Source organism: Enterobacter sp. PL_is514 (genome assembly GCF_055816715.1).
On sequence record NZ_JBVPGN010000034.1, the window covers coordinates 1 to 14,498 of the forward strand.

Annotated in this window: 18 protein-coding genes and 1 pseudogene; 11 read left to right on the forward strand and 8 right to left on the reverse strand. The window is 53.0% G+C overall.

Going from position 1 to position 14,498, the window contains the following annotated elements; all coding sequences use genetic code 11:
* From AC0TNG_RS15555 to AC0TNG_RS15565, 3 genes and pseudogenes are all read left to right on the forward strand, one after another.
* Positions 1 to 148, forward strand: a pseudogene (locus AC0TNG_RS15555) (NADP-dependent isocitrate dehydrogenase); the annotation flags it as partial.
* A 77-nt stretch (positions 149 to 225) separates the two neighbouring features.
* A complete protein-coding gene (locus tag AC0TNG_RS15560; RefSeq protein WP_032650890.1) occupies positions 226 to 573 on the forward strand; it encodes a DUF1304 domain-containing protein in 348 nt (115 codons plus the stop codon).
* Between the two features lie 74 nt (positions 574 to 647).
* Entirely contained in the window at positions 648 to 893 is a 246-nt protein-coding gene (locus tag AC0TNG_RS15565) for a DUF2543 family protein (RefSeq protein WP_024908590.1), read from the forward strand.
* Between the two features lie 288 nt (positions 894 to 1,181).
* On the opposite strand, the gene AC0TNG_RS15570 is transcribed toward AC0TNG_RS15565, so the two are convergent.
* Positions 1,182 to 2,681 (reverse strand): EAL domain-containing protein, encoded by a 1,500-nt coding sequence (locus AC0TNG_RS15570; protein WP_024908589.1) that lies wholly within the window; start codon positions 2,679 to 2,681, stop codon positions 1,182 to 1,184.
* A gap of 235 nt (positions 2,682 to 2,916) precedes the next feature.
* Here AC0TNG_RS15570 and AC0TNG_RS15575 point away from each other — a divergent pair, with 235 nt between their 5' ends.
* From AC0TNG_RS15575 to AC0TNG_RS15585, 3 genes are all read left to right on the forward strand, one after another.
* Positions 2,917 to 4,437: an EAL domain-containing protein gene (locus tag AC0TNG_RS15575; RefSeq protein WP_417927228.1), complete on the forward strand. Its 1,521-nt coding sequence runs from the start codon at positions 2,917 to 2,919 to the stop codon at positions 4,435 to 4,437.
* Between the two features lie 113 nt (positions 4,438 to 4,550).
* Positions 4,551 to 6,035 (forward strand): sensor domain-containing diguanylate cyclase, encoded by a 1,485-nt coding sequence (locus AC0TNG_RS15580; RefSeq protein WP_370883857.1) that lies wholly within the window; start codon positions 4,551 to 4,553, stop codon positions 6,033 to 6,035.
* Positions 6,036 to 6,148: 113 nt separating this feature from the next.
* Positions 6,149 to 6,397, forward strand: coding sequence for a GlsB/YeaQ/YmgE family stress response membrane protein (locus tag AC0TNG_RS15585; protein WP_008500746.1), 249 nt, complete (start codon positions 6,149 to 6,151; stop codon positions 6,395 to 6,397).
* 129 nt (positions 6,398 to 6,526) lie between these two features.
* On the opposite strand, the gene AC0TNG_RS15590 is transcribed toward AC0TNG_RS15585, so the two are convergent.
* Entirely contained in the window at positions 6,527 to 6,625 is a 99-nt protein-coding gene (locus tag AC0TNG_RS15590; protein ID WP_014883431.1) for a YoaK family small membrane protein, read from the reverse strand.
* A gap of 45 nt (positions 6,626 to 6,670) precedes the next feature.
* Positions 6,671 to 7,699 carry a sensor domain-containing diguanylate cyclase gene (locus tag AC0TNG_RS15595; RefSeq protein ID WP_048990801.1) on the reverse strand — a complete coding sequence of 343 codons (1,029 nt, stop codon included), beginning with the start codon at positions 7,697 to 7,699 and terminating at the stop codon, positions 6,671 to 6,673.
* 309 nt (positions 7,700 to 8,008) lie between these two features.
* Between AC0TNG_RS15595 and AC0TNG_RS15600 the strand changes: the two genes are divergently transcribed.
* Together AC0TNG_RS15600 and AC0TNG_RS15605 are read left to right on the forward strand one after the other, a co-directional pair.
* Positions 8,009 to 8,263, forward strand: coding sequence for a putative hemolysin (locus tag AC0TNG_RS15600; RefSeq protein ID WP_024908585.1), 255 nt, complete (start codon positions 8,009 to 8,011; stop codon positions 8,261 to 8,263).
* Positions 8,264 to 8,343: 80 nt separating this feature from the next.
* Positions 8,344 to 8,649 (forward strand): nuclear transport factor 2 family protein, encoded by a 306-nt coding sequence (locus AC0TNG_RS15605; RefSeq protein ID WP_024908584.1) that lies wholly within the window; start codon positions 8,344 to 8,346, stop codon positions 8,647 to 8,649.
* Here the strand turns inward: AC0TNG_RS15605 and AC0TNG_RS15610 are convergent, their stop codons facing one another.
* The gene (locus tag AC0TNG_RS15610; RefSeq protein ID WP_248164093.1) at positions 8,650 to 8,994 is read right to left on the reverse strand and encodes a DUF488 domain-containing protein; all 345 of its coding nucleotides are present in this window, start codon (positions 8,992 to 8,994) and stop codon (positions 8,650 to 8,652) included.
* A 101-nt stretch (positions 8,995 to 9,095) separates the two neighbouring features.
* Here AC0TNG_RS15610 and AC0TNG_RS15615 point away from each other — a divergent pair, with 101 nt between their 5' ends.
* A complete protein-coding gene (locus AC0TNG_RS15615) occupies positions 9,096 to 9,803 on the forward strand; it encodes a CTP synthase C-terminal region-related (seleno)protein (protein WP_473712738.1) in 708 nt (235 codons plus the stop codon).
* 31 nt (positions 9,804 to 9,834) lie between these two features.
* On the opposite strand, the gene AC0TNG_RS15620 is transcribed toward AC0TNG_RS15615, so the two are convergent.
* Positions 9,835 to 11,022, reverse strand: coding sequence for a CynX/NimT family MFS transporter (locus AC0TNG_RS15620; protein ID WP_061715517.1), 1,188 nt, complete (start codon positions 11,020 to 11,022; stop codon positions 9,835 to 9,837).
* Positions 11,023 to 11,121: 99 nt separating this feature from the next.
* On the opposite strand from AC0TNG_RS15620, the gene AC0TNG_RS15625 reads away from it, so the two are divergent.
* On the forward strand, positions 11,122 to 11,913 hold the full coding sequence (locus tag AC0TNG_RS15625) for an AraC family transcriptional regulator (RefSeq protein ID WP_473702374.1): 792 nt from the start codon (positions 11,122 to 11,124) through the stop codon (positions 11,911 to 11,913).
* Here the strand turns inward: AC0TNG_RS15625 and AC0TNG_RS15630 are convergent.
* A complete protein-coding gene (locus tag AC0TNG_RS15630; protein ID WP_024908579.1) occupies positions 11,897 to 12,343 on the reverse strand; it encodes a DUF441 domain-containing protein in 447 nt (148 codons plus the stop codon). The genes AC0TNG_RS15625 and AC0TNG_RS15630 overlap by 17 nt on opposite strands.
* Before the next feature lie 145 nt (positions 12,344 to 12,488).
* Here AC0TNG_RS15630 and yoaI point away from each other — a divergent pair, with 145 nt between their 5' ends.
* Entirely contained in the window at positions 12,489 to 12,593 is a 105-nt protein-coding gene (gene yoaI, locus AC0TNG_RS15635) for a small membrane protein YoaI (RefSeq protein ID WP_010430055.1), read from the forward strand.
* A 20-nt stretch (positions 12,594 to 12,613) separates the two neighbouring features.
* Here yoaI and AC0TNG_RS15640 read toward each other — a convergent pair whose 3' ends face one another.
* Positions 12,614 to 13,114, reverse strand: a complete 501-nt coding sequence (locus AC0TNG_RS15640; protein WP_047651996.1) for a YbaK/prolyl-tRNA synthetase associated domain-containing protein — start codon at positions 13,112 to 13,114, stop codon at positions 12,614 to 12,616.
* Between the two features lie 97 nt (positions 13,115 to 13,211).
* Positions 13,212 to 14,495, reverse strand: a complete 1,284-nt coding sequence (locus AC0TNG_RS15645) for a YeaH/YhbH family protein (protein WP_024908577.1) — start codon at positions 14,493 to 14,495, stop codon at positions 13,212 to 13,214.
* Positions 14,496 to 14,498 lie beyond the last annotated feature (3 nt).

Below are 14,498 nucleotides of genomic sequence, written 5' to 3' on the forward strand. Positions count from 1 at the left end.
ATGGTTCGAAGCCGCAGACCTGATCGTTAAAGGTATGGAAGGCGCGATCAACGCGAAAACCGTAACTTACGATTTCGAACGTCTGATGGAAGGCGCTAAGCTGCTGAAATGTTCAGAGTTTGGCGACGCGATTATCGCGAACATGTAATCCAGTTTCTGGGTTAAACAAGAGCGGGGGCCTGAGGGTTCCCGTTTTTTTTGCCTCTGCCTGCGGGAGACAACACGATGCTAGCTACTGTCCTTATCGCTGTCGTTGCACTCATCCATCTCTACATTCTTGTGCTGGAAATGTTCCTGTGGAATACCAAAACAGGGCACAAGGCCTTTAATCTGCGTCCCGACTTTGCGCGCGACACCCGCGTGCTGGCTGCAAATCAGGGGCTGTATAACGGTTTTCTGGCGGCCGGCCTGCTCTGGAGCCTCTGGCTCGGCGAAAAGGGGATTCAGGTGGCTATCTTCTTCCTGGCCTGCGTGTTGATTGCCGGACTTTTTGGCGCGGCCACCGCCAGTCGAAAAATTTTGTATGTACAGGCCGTGCCCGCACTCGCTGCGCTGCTTGCGTTACTTATCTGAAGCAATGCTTTGGTTGAGATAACGCGTCCGATATACTCGTGACGTTACCCTTAAAGGCCAGAGACGAGACTGTTATGAATAACGATATCCCACTGAAATATTATGACATTGCCGAGGAGTATGCGACGGAAGCCGCAGAGCAAGTCGCGGAGTCAGAACTCGACGCGCTGGCACATTATTTCCAGCTGCTGCTCACCCGTTTATCGAATAATGAGGAGATCAGTGAGGAGGCTCAGCAGGAGATGGCCGCTGAGGCCGGGATCCGTGCGGGTCGTATTGATGATATTGCGAATTTCCTTAATCAATGGGGAAATGAATAGTCTGCTTTAAAAACCGTTATGCTGATGCTTTGCGATACAGCTCAGCATCACGCTATCGGACCACATGCATTTTTTCCGCAGAATATGCGAAGCAGGTTTGTCGATAAACAGCACGAAAATCACGGTCAGAAAAAAGAGTACCACTGGAAAAAGTAAGGATAATTTCACGTTTTTAACCAAAATAAGAGTGTGTTTCCGGGGAATCTACCATCTGATTGTGACGACTATATGTTTTTGCGTAAAAAATGGAAACGCCAAATCTAAAAAAAGGTCATGCCAGGCTTCTGGTTACGGTGCAACACCGGTGAGTCGTTTCGCCAGCTCGCTCCGGGTGAGTGCTTTTGAAAAATACCATCCCTGAATCAGCGCATCGGGATATCTGCTCGCAATAAAGCGATACTGAACTTCATTTTCCACGCCCTCGAAAACAAGCGTTTTATTCAACTTCGCGAGGGCATCGCTGAAGATAGCAAAGATGTTTTGCTTATAATGTTCGCTGATGCCATCCACCAGTGACTTATCGATTTTAATCTCATCATATTCAAGCAACGACAGGCGGGCGAGGTTTGAATTTTGCACGCCAAAATCATCTATTGATATTTTAACGCCGAGCGACTTGAGCTCCTGACAGAACCCCTCGAGGATATCTGCCGTGGAAACGGCTTTCTCAGAAAGCTCGACCTTCATCAGAGAAAGGGGAAAGTGATTGGCTAAACACGCTCGACGCAAAATGTTAATGAACTGCCCATCTTCAATTTCCTTCCGCCCAACGTTAATGGAGACGATCAGCTGATGTTTAATCGCCAGCGGGGCAATTTCTGAGAGGGATTTTTCGATAATATTATTATAATATTTTTTATACAGACCGATTTTTTTTATTAATGGGATAAACAGCTCCGGAGAGACGTCCCCATGCTTTTGGTCGCGCCATCGCGACAGAACTTCTACACCCACGATTTTTTGATCGTGAATGCGGATAATAGGCTGGTAGTTAACGCTGATGGTATTGGTCAGGACGGCCTTGATCAGCGTACGTTCCAGAGAAAAACGGTCTTCATAGATACGGAAGATAAATAACGTTATCGCGACCCAGATAAAAAAGAGTATGACCGTGAGAAACGAAAAGATAAACAGGGGTAACGAGGCCAGCCCTGCATCGTGATGCTTCACGATGACGCACAGGTCCCAGAAGGCGCTGCACTGCGTCAGGGTCAGGGTAAACAACGACGAATGCAGCCAGCTCTGCTGTGTTAGCTCAGGGGAGGTCGTAAAAAAGGTTCTGCCGAAGTCTTTGGTGGTGGTACTCAGGGAATAGCTTGCCGTAACCGGGGTGAATTTATCGTAAGCATAGCGAGTGGTGAAGATAATAATATTATTATAAATTGCCGCATTGCCCGTGAAAAAATCTTTTCTGGAAAACTGCGCCAGAAGAAAGCCTCTCGGCGTTTTATGCAGTTCCGCAGGAAGCGCTACGGGCGTTGCAAGTTTACCCCAAAAAGCAGTACAGACTATTTTTCCCTTCTCGATAAAACCAATATCGTCGAAATAATAGTTATTCAGCGTTATTTGTCTGTAACTATCAAGACTGGTTTTATCACATCCCTGCGTAGTAATGCTTTTAAGGGCCAGCGCTATGCTTTGGGACAGGTCTTCCGAATAATGTAATAGGGTAAGGGATATCTCACGCTGTTTGCTCTTCTGCTGCCCCACGATAACAGCATTGACCGCATAAAGAGACAGGATGACCAGGAGCGTTGAAACGATCGCAACGGCAACGAGTTTTTTCATTTTCCAGTTATCCTGTCTGCTCCCTGATTTGACAAATCTTAACACAGCCAGGGCAAGGCACAAGCCTGATAATCACGTCAGGTGATCAAATTCGGGCAGGTGAACTCATACGAAAGTATCAGTTTTTTAAGACAATTCTCAGCTAAGCTATTTTCATTGTTATAAGCAATACCGGGTAAGTACAGGCTCTTCTTCCAGAACATCCATGCTTGTTTTTTCTATTAAGGAAAACATCGTGCGCAACGTGATGATCCCTATTCTGAGTGCCTTGTTTCTTTTTCTGAGCGGTATTCTGATTATTAACTGGCAGCTATGGCAGATGGCGAAGGCTAATAATAGTCATACCGCCATGGCAAGCACCCAGAAAATAGAAAATATCCTGGCGGAAGCAGTCAGTGCGGCCAGCACGGCGAAGCGCGTTGCGGAGCAGGGGTGTACCAGCAGCGGACAGCTGGCGCTGGGGACAGAAGCCGCGCTAAAACCACATCTGCGCGCCATCATGATCCAGCAGCAGGGTAAAATCATCTGTACTTCCCTTCCCGGGAATGGCGTATTGATTGTGCATCCGGAGACGTTACCTGAACATAAATTAATGCTGCTGCCCGGCAATCGACTGGTGAACGGCGTCCCGGTGCTTGTCTTCCAGATGCCCATCGCGGGAGGGCGTGTCACCGTCAGCGTCAGTGATGCACATTTGCAGGACGTCATCGCGAACGCATCAAACGGCGTTGATCTGGGGTTGGTTGTCGGCAATAGCATGCTTGGGCGCAACGGTGATGTCACCGGCTGGAAAGCGGCCTCGTGGACGGGGTTACTTACGGCATCTACACAATTCCCCTTTAGTCTGGCCTGGCAACCGCCTGCCTTTTTTAGCCTGACGCGGCTACTGCAACAGGGATGGAGCCTGATATTACTGATTCTCGTGCTATCGGTGGCGGTGGGCATTTTGATCCGCCGTTACAAGGGGAAAAGCACCTCATTTGAAGACGACTTACGTAAGGCCATTTTGCAGGGGGAGATCGTGCCGTATTACCAGCCGATCGTGAACGGTGATACCGGCGGGCTGTATGGCGTTGAAGTCCTGGCAAGATGGAAGCATCCAAAGTCAGGCTTTATTCCACCGGATGTCTTTATTCCGATTGCCGAACGTAGCGGTTTGATTATTCCGCTAACCAAAGGGTTGATGGCGAAAGTGGTGATGCAGCTTAAGCCGCTTTTGCCTAAGCTCCCGGACGGGTTTCATATCGGGGTGAACATCAGCGCCAGACATATCAATGCGCCATCCTTCATCGGTGACTGTCGCGTCTTCGGGAAGGGGTTCCAGGGTAAAGAAGTCAAACTGGTTCTCGAGGTGACCGAGCGTGAGCCGCTGATCGATAATCCTCACCTGGTGGAAAACCTTAACATGCTGCATAACGCCGGTTTTGTCATTGCACTGGATGATTTTGGTACCGGCTATTCAGGTCTTTCATGCCTTAATGCGCTTGCCATTGATTATATTAAAATTGATAAAAGCTTTGTGAACCGGGTTTCAGATGAAAAAGACTCAACGATCCTGCTGGACTGCGTCATTGACCTGGCGAAAAAACTCTCATTACGCATTGTGGCTGAAGGCGTAGAAACGAAAGCGCAGCTGGAGTATCTCAACCGTAATGAGATTACGCTGTTGCAGGGTTATTATTTTGGTAAGCCCGTCTCCTATATCGATTTTATTAAAGTCATTTTATCTAAGCCCCGGGAGACGGTAAGTTTGTAAAACGAAATTACGACGAGCTTCTGTTGCATGCTTAAGTGCAATTCATTTTCCTCTTATCCTGAGCTTTGTTACAGTGACAAGAGTTGTCAGCCAGGGATGTCAGGCGTGATAAGGTGGAAAAGCTCGTGCATGTGAAAAATACTTTTTACACAACAACCATTACCGTCATCATTGTCTCGTTGATCATCTCGCTGTCGCTTGCCGTCCAAATTGCCACGTCCAGACAGCAGTCAATCCAGCAAATTAATACCAGCGTCGCTAACCTGAGCCATACCCTTGATGTCTACACCGAGGGGATCATGCGCCAGAGTGAAATGTTAATTACTACCGTTTCCGACATAATCGAAATTTATGGTATGACCCCGCAGCAGGCGACCCATATTCAGCGGATGATAAATAATCAGGATAATCTTCTTACCCAGATTAATAATGTGGTTGTTTACGATGCTCAGGGCGATATCTTTACCGCGTTACACGAAACTTTTACGGGCCCACGCAAAGGATCGGACAGGTCATTTTTTATCTATCACAAGGAAAATAAAAATCAGCAGATTTTTATTGGCGAGCCCGTAGTCAGCAGAACCAATGGTAAATGGGTCATCACCATTAGTCGGCGCCTTGAAACCCACACCGGGGCATTTAACGGTGTCGTAGTGGTGACCCTGGGTATCGAGAATTTTCTCGCGCTCTACGGGCAGATTAATATTGGTCACGCGGGCGTCATTGGCTTAACAACAGAGTCAGGCGTGCTGCTGGTCCGTTATCCTTTTAAAAATACCTATATTGGCACGATTGTTTCCGATTCACCGCTCTTCAGGAAATACCTCAAGGTACAAAATACCGGGATAGCCAGTTCCATTTCGCGGTTTGATAAAATCGAACGCATTTATGCCTATGAGAAAAACAGACGCTACGGGCTGGTCACCACCGTGGCCGTCAGCATTGATGAGGCCCTTGCGCCCTGGCGCAAGCAGGCGATTCAACTGGCGGTGCTCATTTTCGTGTTCACGGCGATACTCATCGTCGCGTCATACTTCCTGTATTCCGACTTATCCAGAAAAACCAGAGATAACAAGGCGCTGAAGATTATCGCCTCTGAGGATGCGCTGACCGGGCTTTACAACCGTCGCATTTTTGATGAAAAAATCCTCTCGGAAATCGCGCTTTGTGCCGCGCATGATGCACCGATTTCGATACTGATTGTGGACGTGGACTTCTTCAAAAAATACAACGATAACTACGGCCATCCGGAAGGGGACCGCTGTCTGGCGCTGCTGGGAAACAGTCTCAGGGAGAGTCTTACTCGTGGTAATCAGATCGTGGCGCGCTACGGCGGAGAGGAGTTTGCGCTGATATTACCTGATACGGACATCCAGGAAGCGCTTCGTCTGGCCCAGACGATTATTCGCAACGTGTTCTCGCTGCAAATCGCCCATGCCTTTAGCCCCTTTGGGCGGGTAACGGTCAGCGTCGGAATTTCTACCGCACGTGCCGTCGACATCGCGGGCAGCCAGCAGAATATCATTATCGCCGCTGACCAGGCGCTCTATCAGGCAAAACGCGCGGGACGTAACCGGTACGCGTTTGTTGGGGTATGACAGGAGAAAAACCACATAGAGTGATGCTTATCACAAATTTCCTTTCTCAGATCCTGTGCTATTCTTTTTTGTGTCGTTGATTTAATGACAAAAACCATACAGAGAGGAAAGTTATGGGAATTTTATCCTGGATTATCTTTGGGCTTATTGCGGGTATTCTGGCGAAGTGGATCATGCCGGGCAAAGATGGCGGTGGATTTATCGTCACCGTAATACTGGGTATTGTCGGCGCGGTAGTCGGCGGCTGGATCAGTACGCTGTTCGGTTTTGGCAAGGTCGATGGCTTTAACTTCGGCAGTTTCGCCGTCGCGGTGATCGGTGCGCTGGTTGTTCTGTTTATCTACAGAAAGATCAAAAGCTAAGTTCTGAAAGCGATGAAAAAGGCTGCCGGATGGCGGCCTTTTTACGTATCGGGTTTACCACCAGCCAAGCTGCGTGCCGGCAAACGCCGCAATGGCAACGATCAGCATAATGACGGTTGTCTTCCGCATTTATGCTCCCGGAGCCGCGTAGCCGCCGACAAAAAACCACGCTAAAAAAACCACCGCCGTTATAAATATAACGACCGGGAAAAGGATCCCTATTCTCATACCATCACCTGTTTCGGTTTCAATAACGCCGTAGAGTGTACGGGGTTAATCCATAGTGAGAAAGCGTGTTTTGCTTTTTCCTTTCTTATCCTGATACATCGCCACATCCGCGGCGCGTAACGCGCTGTCAGGATCGGTTGCGGCAGGGTCCACTTCGATAACGCCGAAGCTGGCGCCCGGATAAATAATATGAACGCTGCCCAGCCAGTATTCGCCAGCGATGCAGGCGCTGAGGCGCGTTTTGAGCAACGTAAGCTGCGCGTTATCCCCATCCTGGTGGGGCTGGCTCAGCGACGCGACCAGAAATTCATCACCCCCCAGACGACCGATAATATCGTCCTGCTGTTTCTCTTCGGTCAAACGCTTGCCCACTTCTATCAGGAACTGGTCGCCAGCCTCGTGGCCGTAACGATCGTTAATCAGCTTGAAATCATCCAGATCGATAAATGCGATGATGGCGTTACGCTTCAGGTGCCGGGCCAGAGAAAAGAGGGTGGTCAGATCTTCAAAAATGGCGCGACGGTTGGGTAAACCGGTAAGGGCATCCGTATAGGAGTGCGCGATGAGGGCCGCATTGGCTTCGCGAAGCTGGGTCACCAGCGACTCTTTCTGAATGGACTGGGCAATCAGCCCGGCGAAGAGCTTCAGAACCTGTTCACCGCGCTCGCTCAGCGGCTTTCTGGCCGTGCTGGTGGCGCAGAGCGTTCCGTAAAGTGAACCATCCGCAAGATGGACTGGAATACTCATGTAGGTGGTAATGCCAAGCGCTTTTGCAGCTTCACACTCGGGCCAGCGTTCGGGCACGTCATTGCTGAACATCGTGTCACTGTCCAGCGCGCGTTTGCACAGCGTCTCATCCCATGGGACGCTCAGCCCCTCCGGGATCGTCATCTGTTTGCTGTTGCGGGCATAGAGGATGTGCTGCAGCCGCGCCTCGATATCCACCTTCGTCAGGTAGGTCGACTCCATGTCGGTGACAATCTCCAGCATCTCCAGCAGCTGGCGAACGAGGCTTTCAAGGGATTGCTCGGTGGCAAGGGTTTCTGAAACGCGAGCGAGGATAAGATCCGACATGACGTAGAATGACTCCCAGGCAGAAGACGTCTGCATCTGCATGTTATGCTGAGTTTTTAGGCTTCAGGCATAGTAAAACATGAATACAGAAAATTTAATATATGCAGGGAGCGGGCAGCTGGATAGAAAAAAAGCCCCGTTGTTGAGACCGGGGCAAAGACATCTTGATTACGGAATGATGTTCTCTGGTCATATCGAGAACATGCCACACTATAGTGCTGAAAAGTGCAGTTAAAATGGAGAAATCATGGAGAACGCGGCGATGACCCGTTACCCTTAGGCTGTCATGATGTCACAAGGATCAATGAGATGAGATTTCTGCTTCTGGCGCTGGCGCTTCCCCTGGCCGCCTGCACCGCAAAAACCACGCCACCCGATGCACCGAAACCGCCGCACGTTATCGGTATGGCGAACCCGGCCTCCGTCTACTGCCTGGAGAAAGGCGGGGAACAGATCCCGGTTCAAAGTCCGCAGGGCGTTCGCACCGAGTGCAAATTACCGGGCGGCGAAGTGATCGATGAATGGACGCTCTATCGTCGCGATCATCCGCAACCCACCAGGTGACAGACGGATACCGCCTGCGATACACTTCTCTTTAGGATTAATCTTAGCCAGTTTCTGGCGTTCGTTTCCGCGAGAGAAGTATGTTTCAGCTAAAACCGGGCAGCATGGCGATGATCGTGGGTGCCCGCACGGCGTCAGGCCGTCGCAATATTGGTAAATCTGTTGAGCTGTTTGGCCTGTGCCAGCCTGGCCTGCGCTTCGTTAACCCGGTCAACGGCGTGATGACGCAATTACCGACCACCGCCGATCGCGCGCTCTGGCTGGTGACGGGGGATGTCTACGCCTTTGACAATCAGCACGGTTTTGCGTTTGTCCGCGCCGAACATCTGATGCCGCTCACCCCCGATGAAGCACCGCAAATCCACGATGAGCTGGCGATCGGCTGATCACAGATGGCGCAGCCAGTCGGCTAAGACCAGGGCGTGATTTTGCTCCGTGTTTTTGGCAGCAAAGAGCAGGGTGACGGTCTGCCTGTGCGCCAGCGTTGCCAGACGCACGCCCTCGTCAGCATGCTGCACCAGCTCTTCCCGATAGGCCTGACTGAAGGCGGCGAAATCAATGGTTTCGCTATGAAAGGCCTTGCGTAGTTCAGTTGAGGGCGTGAGCGCTTTACACCATTCGTCATACGCGAGGTCCGTTTTCTTAACACCGCGCGGCCACAGCCTGTCCACCAGTACCCGATAGCCGTCGTCAGGGCCTGCCTGTTCGTACACGCGTTTGCATTGAATCATGATTCCACCCTCCCAATTTAAGGTATTGTGATAATTGCAAAAGATCGGTAGTCTGAGGTTCCTTATGTTATCTGATAATACTCTGGCATAAGGAACCTTTCATGGAACACCTCCCGGTTAAAACGACGCTGCGCATTGCGCTGGTTGGCGATTACAATCCCAGTGTAATTGCGCATCAGGCGATCCCGCTGGCCATTGACGACGCCGCCGCAGTGCTTGACCTCACCGCCGATTACGACTGGCTTGCCACCACGGAGCTGACAAGCCCTGAAGATCTGGTGGGCTACGATGCCATCTGGCTGGTACCCGCCAGCCCCTATAAAAACACCGAGGCCGCTTTTATCGCCGCGCGCTATGCCCGTGAAAACAGCATCCCGTTCCTGGGCACCTGCGGTGGGTTCCAGCATGCGCTGATTGAGTATGCCCGAAACGTGCTGGGCTGGGCTGATGCGGCACACGCTGAGACGGATACCGAAGGCACCATGGTGATTGCGCCGCTGACCTGCTCGCTGGTGGAAAAAACCGATGCGATTGAACTGCGCAAAAATACGCTGATCGCCAAAGCGTACGGCAAGCCGGAAATTGAAGAGGGGTATCACTGTAACTATGGCGTGTCGCCGGCGTTTGCACAGGCGCTGGAAAGCGGTGATATGCATGTTACGGGCTGGGACGACCAGGGAGAAGTTCGCGCCGCGGAGCTGGTCACGCACCCGTTCTTCGTGATCACCTTATTCCAGCATGAGCGTGCTGCGCTGGAAGGACGTCCGGTCGTGCTGGTGGAGGCGATGCTGCGCGCGGCCCGCGGTTAAAAAAGGCAGACCCGAGGGTCTGCCACACTGTTTAACGGGGCGCGATCTCCCGGTCTCGCCCGGCTAAGATGCCGCAGAGGGCCATTATCACCGCGGCCAGGGCGCAGCCCAGAAGCGGGATCCGCCAGTCTCCTGCGCTATCATGAATTTTCCCCATCAGCGGAGGGCCGCAGGCGGCGAGCAGATAGCCAATCGACTGCGCCATGCCGGACAGCGCCGCAGCCTGGTGCGCGGAGCTGGCGCGCAGACCGATGAACGTCAGGCCGAGGATCATCGTTGCTCCTGTGCCAAAGCCAAACACCAGCGTCCACATCACCGCCATGCCTGGCATAAACCATAATCCCGCCGCGCTTATCGCACACAGCAGCGCCACTGCGCCTGCAATGGCCCGCTGATCTTTCAGACGGTGGAGGATCAGCGGAACGGCAAGCCCCGGCACGGCCGTGGCCAGCTGCAGCAGCCCGTGCACCGAGCCGGCCTGCGCTTCGCTGTAGCCGTGGCTCAGCAGTATCGCCGGCAGCCAGCCGATGATGACGTAGTAAATCAGCGAGTTAATCCCTAAAAAGAGCGTCACCTGCCAGGCGAGCGCCGAGCGCCAGATGGCGCGATTATGCAGCGCGCCAGCGCCCGTTACCGCTGCAACGTGTTTCTGACGCCACTGGGGTAACCAGAGCAGCAGCGCGACCAGCGGAAACGCCATCAGCATCAGCAGGGCGCCATGCCAGCCCGCGTTCCCCTGCGCCAGGGGAACAATCATCGCTGAACCAAACGCCGCCGAGACGCCCATCGTCAGGGAATAAGCACCGGTGAGCTTCGCCACCTGGCCCGGAAAGTCACGCTTAATTAATCCGGGTAACAGCACGTTCCCGAGCGCAATACCGCAGCCAATGACTGCCGTACCGATGAACAGCAGCGCGGCGGAAGGCAGAGAGCGAACCGCAATTCCGGCGCAAATCAGCAGCAGGGCGATAAACAGGCTGCGCTCCATGCCGATACGTCGGGCAACGCCTGCGGCGAGCGGCGAGATAAGGGCGAAAGCCAGCAGAGGCAGGGTGGTCAGCAGACCGGTTTGCGCCGTGCTTAAGCCATAATCAAGACGAATAGTGTCGAGCAGCGGCGCTGCGCCGGTAAAGGTGACGCGAAGCGTAGTGGCAATCATCAGGATGCCTGCAATCAACAGCGCGCCGTGTTTTCCTGAGGTGCGAATAGCAGTAGTCATTATGTTCTCATACGTTCAAGCGAGGGCACACAATACCGATTTTCTCAGCGGTTGAAATCAGGCTAAAATGACAGTTTATCGCTAATATCGGACAAACTGATGATTGGTCTGGGACTGGAGGGCTACGATCCTGATAGCCAGTACGATGCGGCCGTCGCATTTCGTATTCAGGTGGTGGCGGAGGAACAATATATTCCCCGGCATCATCACCGTAAGGGGCAGCTGATTCTGGCCCTTGGCGGCGCAATCACCTGCGAAGTGGAAAATGCGATGCTGATGGTTCCGCCCCAGTACGCAGTCTGGATCCCCGGCCAGATGCCGCACAGCAACAGAGCCACGCCGGGCGCGCAGCTCTGCTTTTTATTTATTGAGCCGGGGGCGGCAAGCTTGCCCGGACGCTGCTGTACCCTGAAAATCTCTCCTCTGGTGCGGGAGCTGATTTTATCCCTGGCGGAAAAATCGCGTGAGCAGCTTCCTCTTGCGACCACGTCGCGCCTGGTGGACGTGCTGTTTGACGAGCTGCCGCTCCAGCGACAGGAGCACCTGCAGCTGCCCGTCTCGCCCCATCCTAAAATTCGACTGATGAGCGAGAAGATGGCGGAAGAGCCCGCCGCCTGGCAGACGCTGGCGCAGTGGGCGAGCCATTTTGCCATGAGCGAACGCAGCCTGGCGCGGCTGGTGGTGAAAGAGACCGGTTTAAGCTTTCGCCGCTGGCGTCACCAGCTGCAGCTGATCGTGGCGTTACAGCATTTGATTAGTGGGAAATCGGTACAGCAGGTGGCCCAGTCACTGGGCTATGACTCGACCACCGCGTTTATCACCATGTTCAGGAAGGGGCTGGGCCAGACGCCGGCGCGTTATATGGCCAGCCTGACTACGACTTCCCGATAAACAGCGAGACAAGGCCTGCCGCAATCAGCGGGCCGACCGGCACGCCGCGGAAGAGCGCCACGCCCAGCACGGTGCCCACCAGCAGACCCGCCACCAGCGAGGGCTGGCTGCTCATTAGCGTGACGCCGCGTCCGCCCAGCCACGACACAAAAATCCCCACCGCGATCGCCACCAGCGATTTCCAGTTTACGAACGAGTGCAGCAGGGTTGATGCAGGAAGCGTACCGCTGGCGATGGGCGCCATTACCCCGATGGTTAAAATGATTATCCCGATGGTGAGGCCTTGTTTTTCTATCCACGGGAAAAAGGTATTTAACGGGGTCACGCGAACAATAATAAGCACCAGAATCGAGATGGCGACGGTGGTGTTATGGCTGACAAAGCCGAGCGCGGCGAGTGCCAGAAGAATGAGCAGAGTAGGGTCAAACATAGGGAATCCTTGCCAGAATAATTAACCTGCTTACTGTACGCGCAAACGCGACGCAGGACAGTTTTAAAAAGATTTTATTGTTGTCATAACCTTGTCATTTACGCGGATTAAAACGGAGGCAGATATCGCAAAAGGGGTCGCCATCATGAACGATCACATGTTTGTGGAAACGCTGATTATCTCCTCATCGTTTTTCGCTATTGCCGTTATTCTCGTCGCCTCCGTGCTGTTCCTGGAACGAAAAGGCTGACAGGGCGTCAGCCATTGTAGTTACGCTTTATGGAAAGTTACCAGCTCAGGACGGGCGATGCGCAGGTAATCCTGGGTATCCATAATCACGGATTTCTCCAGCAGGCCAGCGTTAAACGCGATTTCGTCAAAACGCTCGAACAGCAGCGGGTCGGCAACCAGCGCCAAATCAGGATGGAAGCTAAAGGGCGGGATAGCGCCGAAAACGCAGGCGGTCAGGGTATCGACCTCGGCCGGGCTGGCGAGGGAGGCCTTTAGCCCGCCAAAATGACTGGCAAGCTGGCTCAGGTCAGCCTGCAGATCGGCGGCGAGGATCGCCAGAACGTGTTTTTTTACGCCGTTTCCCTTCACCTTGCAGACCAGGGCTTTGGCGCCTTGCCGCAGATCGGTTCCGCGAATTTCACTTACCGCTTCACATTTCCCGACCGCCTCGTGCTCCATGACGCGAAACCGCGCGCCCTGCTCGGTGAGTAAGGTAATCAGTTGCTGGTGGGTTCCTGCCCCAATAACGTCGTCAGTCATACGATTTCCCGGTGATAATCCAGTATGCAGCGTTCTACATTAGCACGGGATGAACGGGGTCGAAAGAAAACAGCCAGCGCTTTCGCTGGCTGTTTGATTATGCGTTGCTGGTAGAAGATTGCTTGTGGAACAGCTCCCTGAACACAGGATAAATATCATCCTGGTCACGGATATGCTGCATGGCAAAATTATCGAACATCGATTGCAGATGTTCATACTCCCGCCACAGGGTCTGGTGTGCACGGCGGGTGATTTCGATATAGCTGTAGTAACGCACCACCGGCAGAATTTTCTTCGCCAGGATTTCGTGACACAGCGGTGAGTCGTCGGCCCAGTTATCGCCGTCCGACGCCTGCGCGGCATAAATATTCCACTGCGACGGGTCGTAACGCTCTTTCACCACTTCATCCATCAGCTTCAGGGCGCTTGAGACGATGGTCCCGCCGGTCTCCTGCGAGTAGAAGAACTCATGCTCATCCACTTCTTTCGCCTGAGTGTGGTGGCGGATATAGACCACCTCCACGTTCTTATAGGTTCTGCTCAGGAACAGATAGAGCAGAATATAAAAACGCTTCGCCATATCCTTGGTTGCCTGATCCATCGAGCCGGACACGTCCATCAGACAGAACATCACCGCCTGGCTGGAGGGCTCAGGGCGTTTTTCGTAGTTCTTGTAGCGCAGGTCGAAGGTGTCGATAAACGGTACCCGTTCGATCTTCGCCCTCAGCTCTGCAATCTCTTTACGCAGGCGCTCCTCTTCCAGCAGTTGCGCCGGTTCCGTGTTTTCCACCACCTTCAGGCTGCTCTCCAGCTCGCGCAGTTCGCGACGCTTGCCTGCCGTCATGGCCGTGCGTCGCGCCAGCGAGTTCTGCAACGAACGCACGACGCTGATGTTGGCGGGCACGCCGTTGGCGGTATAGCCCGCGCGATGGGTTTTATATTCATTAAGCTGACGATGCTGATTCTTTTTCAGATTCGGCAGCGCCAGGTCTTCAAACAGCAGGTCGAGATATTCATCTTTCGAAATCTGGAAGACAAATTCGTCCTGGCCTTCACCGTCCTGGCTGGCCTGTCCCTGACCGCTTCCTGAACCACCGCCGCCGCCCTGAGGGCGCTCAATTCTGTCGTTCTGAACGAAATGGTCATTACCTGGGTGTACGCGATGGCGCAGGCCGCCTCGCCCCTGATGAAACATCGGTTCGCTGATGTCATCGGTGGGGATGGAGACAGACTCGCCGCTGTCGACGTCGGTCACCGAGCGTTTGTTGATGGCCTCGGAGATAGACTGTTTAATTTGCGCTTTATAACGACGCAAGAAGCGCTGGCGGTTCACCGTGCTCTTGTTTTTGCCGTTAAGACGCCGGTCAATAAACCAGGTCATATA

Coding starts and splice junctions, on each gene's coding strand:
- AC0TNG_RS15560 (WP_032650890.1), top strand. CDS start 226: ATGCTAGCTACTGTCCTTATCGCTGTCGTTGCACTCATCCATCTCTAC.
- AC0TNG_RS15565 (WP_024908590.1), top strand. CDS start 648: ATGAATAACGATATCCCACTGAAATATTATGACATTGCCGAGGAGTAT.
- AC0TNG_RS15570 (WP_024908589.1), bottom strand. CDS start 2,681: ATGAAAAAACTCGTTGCCGTTGCGATCGTTTCAACGCTCCTGGTCATC.
- AC0TNG_RS15585 (WP_008500746.1), top strand. CDS start 6,149: ATGGGAATTTTATCCTGGATTATCTTTGGGCTTATTGCGGGTATTCTG.
- AC0TNG_RS15590 (WP_014883431.1), bottom strand. CDS start 6,625: ATGAGAATAGGGATCCTTTTCCCGGTCGTTATATTTATAACGGCGGTG.
- AC0TNG_RS15595 (WP_048990801.1), bottom strand. CDS start 7,699: ATGTCGGATCTTATCCTCGCTCGCGTTTCAGAAACCCTTGCCACCGAG.
- AC0TNG_RS15600 (WP_024908585.1), top strand. CDS start 8,009: ATGAGATTTCTGCTTCTGGCGCTGGCGCTTCCCCTGGCCGCCTGCACC.
- AC0TNG_RS15605 (WP_024908584.1), top strand. CDS start 8,344: ATGTTTCAGCTAAAACCGGGCAGCATGGCGATGATCGTGGGTGCCCGC.
- AC0TNG_RS15610 (WP_248164093.1), bottom strand. CDS start 8,994: ATGATTCAATGCAAACGCGTGTACGAACAGGCAGGCCCTGACGACGGC.
- AC0TNG_RS15615 (WP_473712738.1), top strand. CDS start 9,096: ATGGAACACCTCCCGGTTAAAACGACGCTGCGCATTGCGCTGGTTGGC.
- AC0TNG_RS15620 (WP_061715517.1), bottom strand. CDS start 11,022: ATGACTACTGCTATTCGCACCTCAGGAAAACACGGCGCGCTGTTGATT.
- AC0TNG_RS15625 (WP_473702374.1), top strand. CDS start 11,122: ATGATTGGTCTGGGACTGGAGGGCTACGATCCTGATAGCCAGTACGAT.
- AC0TNG_RS15630 (WP_024908579.1), bottom strand. CDS start 12,343: ATGTTTGACCCTACTCTGCTCATTCTTCTGGCACTCGCCGCGCTCGGC.
- yoaI (WP_010430055.1), top strand. CDS start 12,489: ATGAACGATCACATGTTTGTGGAAACGCTGATTATCTCCTCATCGTTT.
- AC0TNG_RS15640 (WP_047651996.1), bottom strand. CDS start 13,114: ATGACTGACGACGTTATTGGGGCAGGAACCCACCAGCAACTGATTACC.
- AC0TNG_RS15645 (WP_024908577.1), bottom strand. CDS start 14,495: ATGACCTGGTTTATTGACCGGCGTCTTAACGGCAAAAACAAGAGCACG.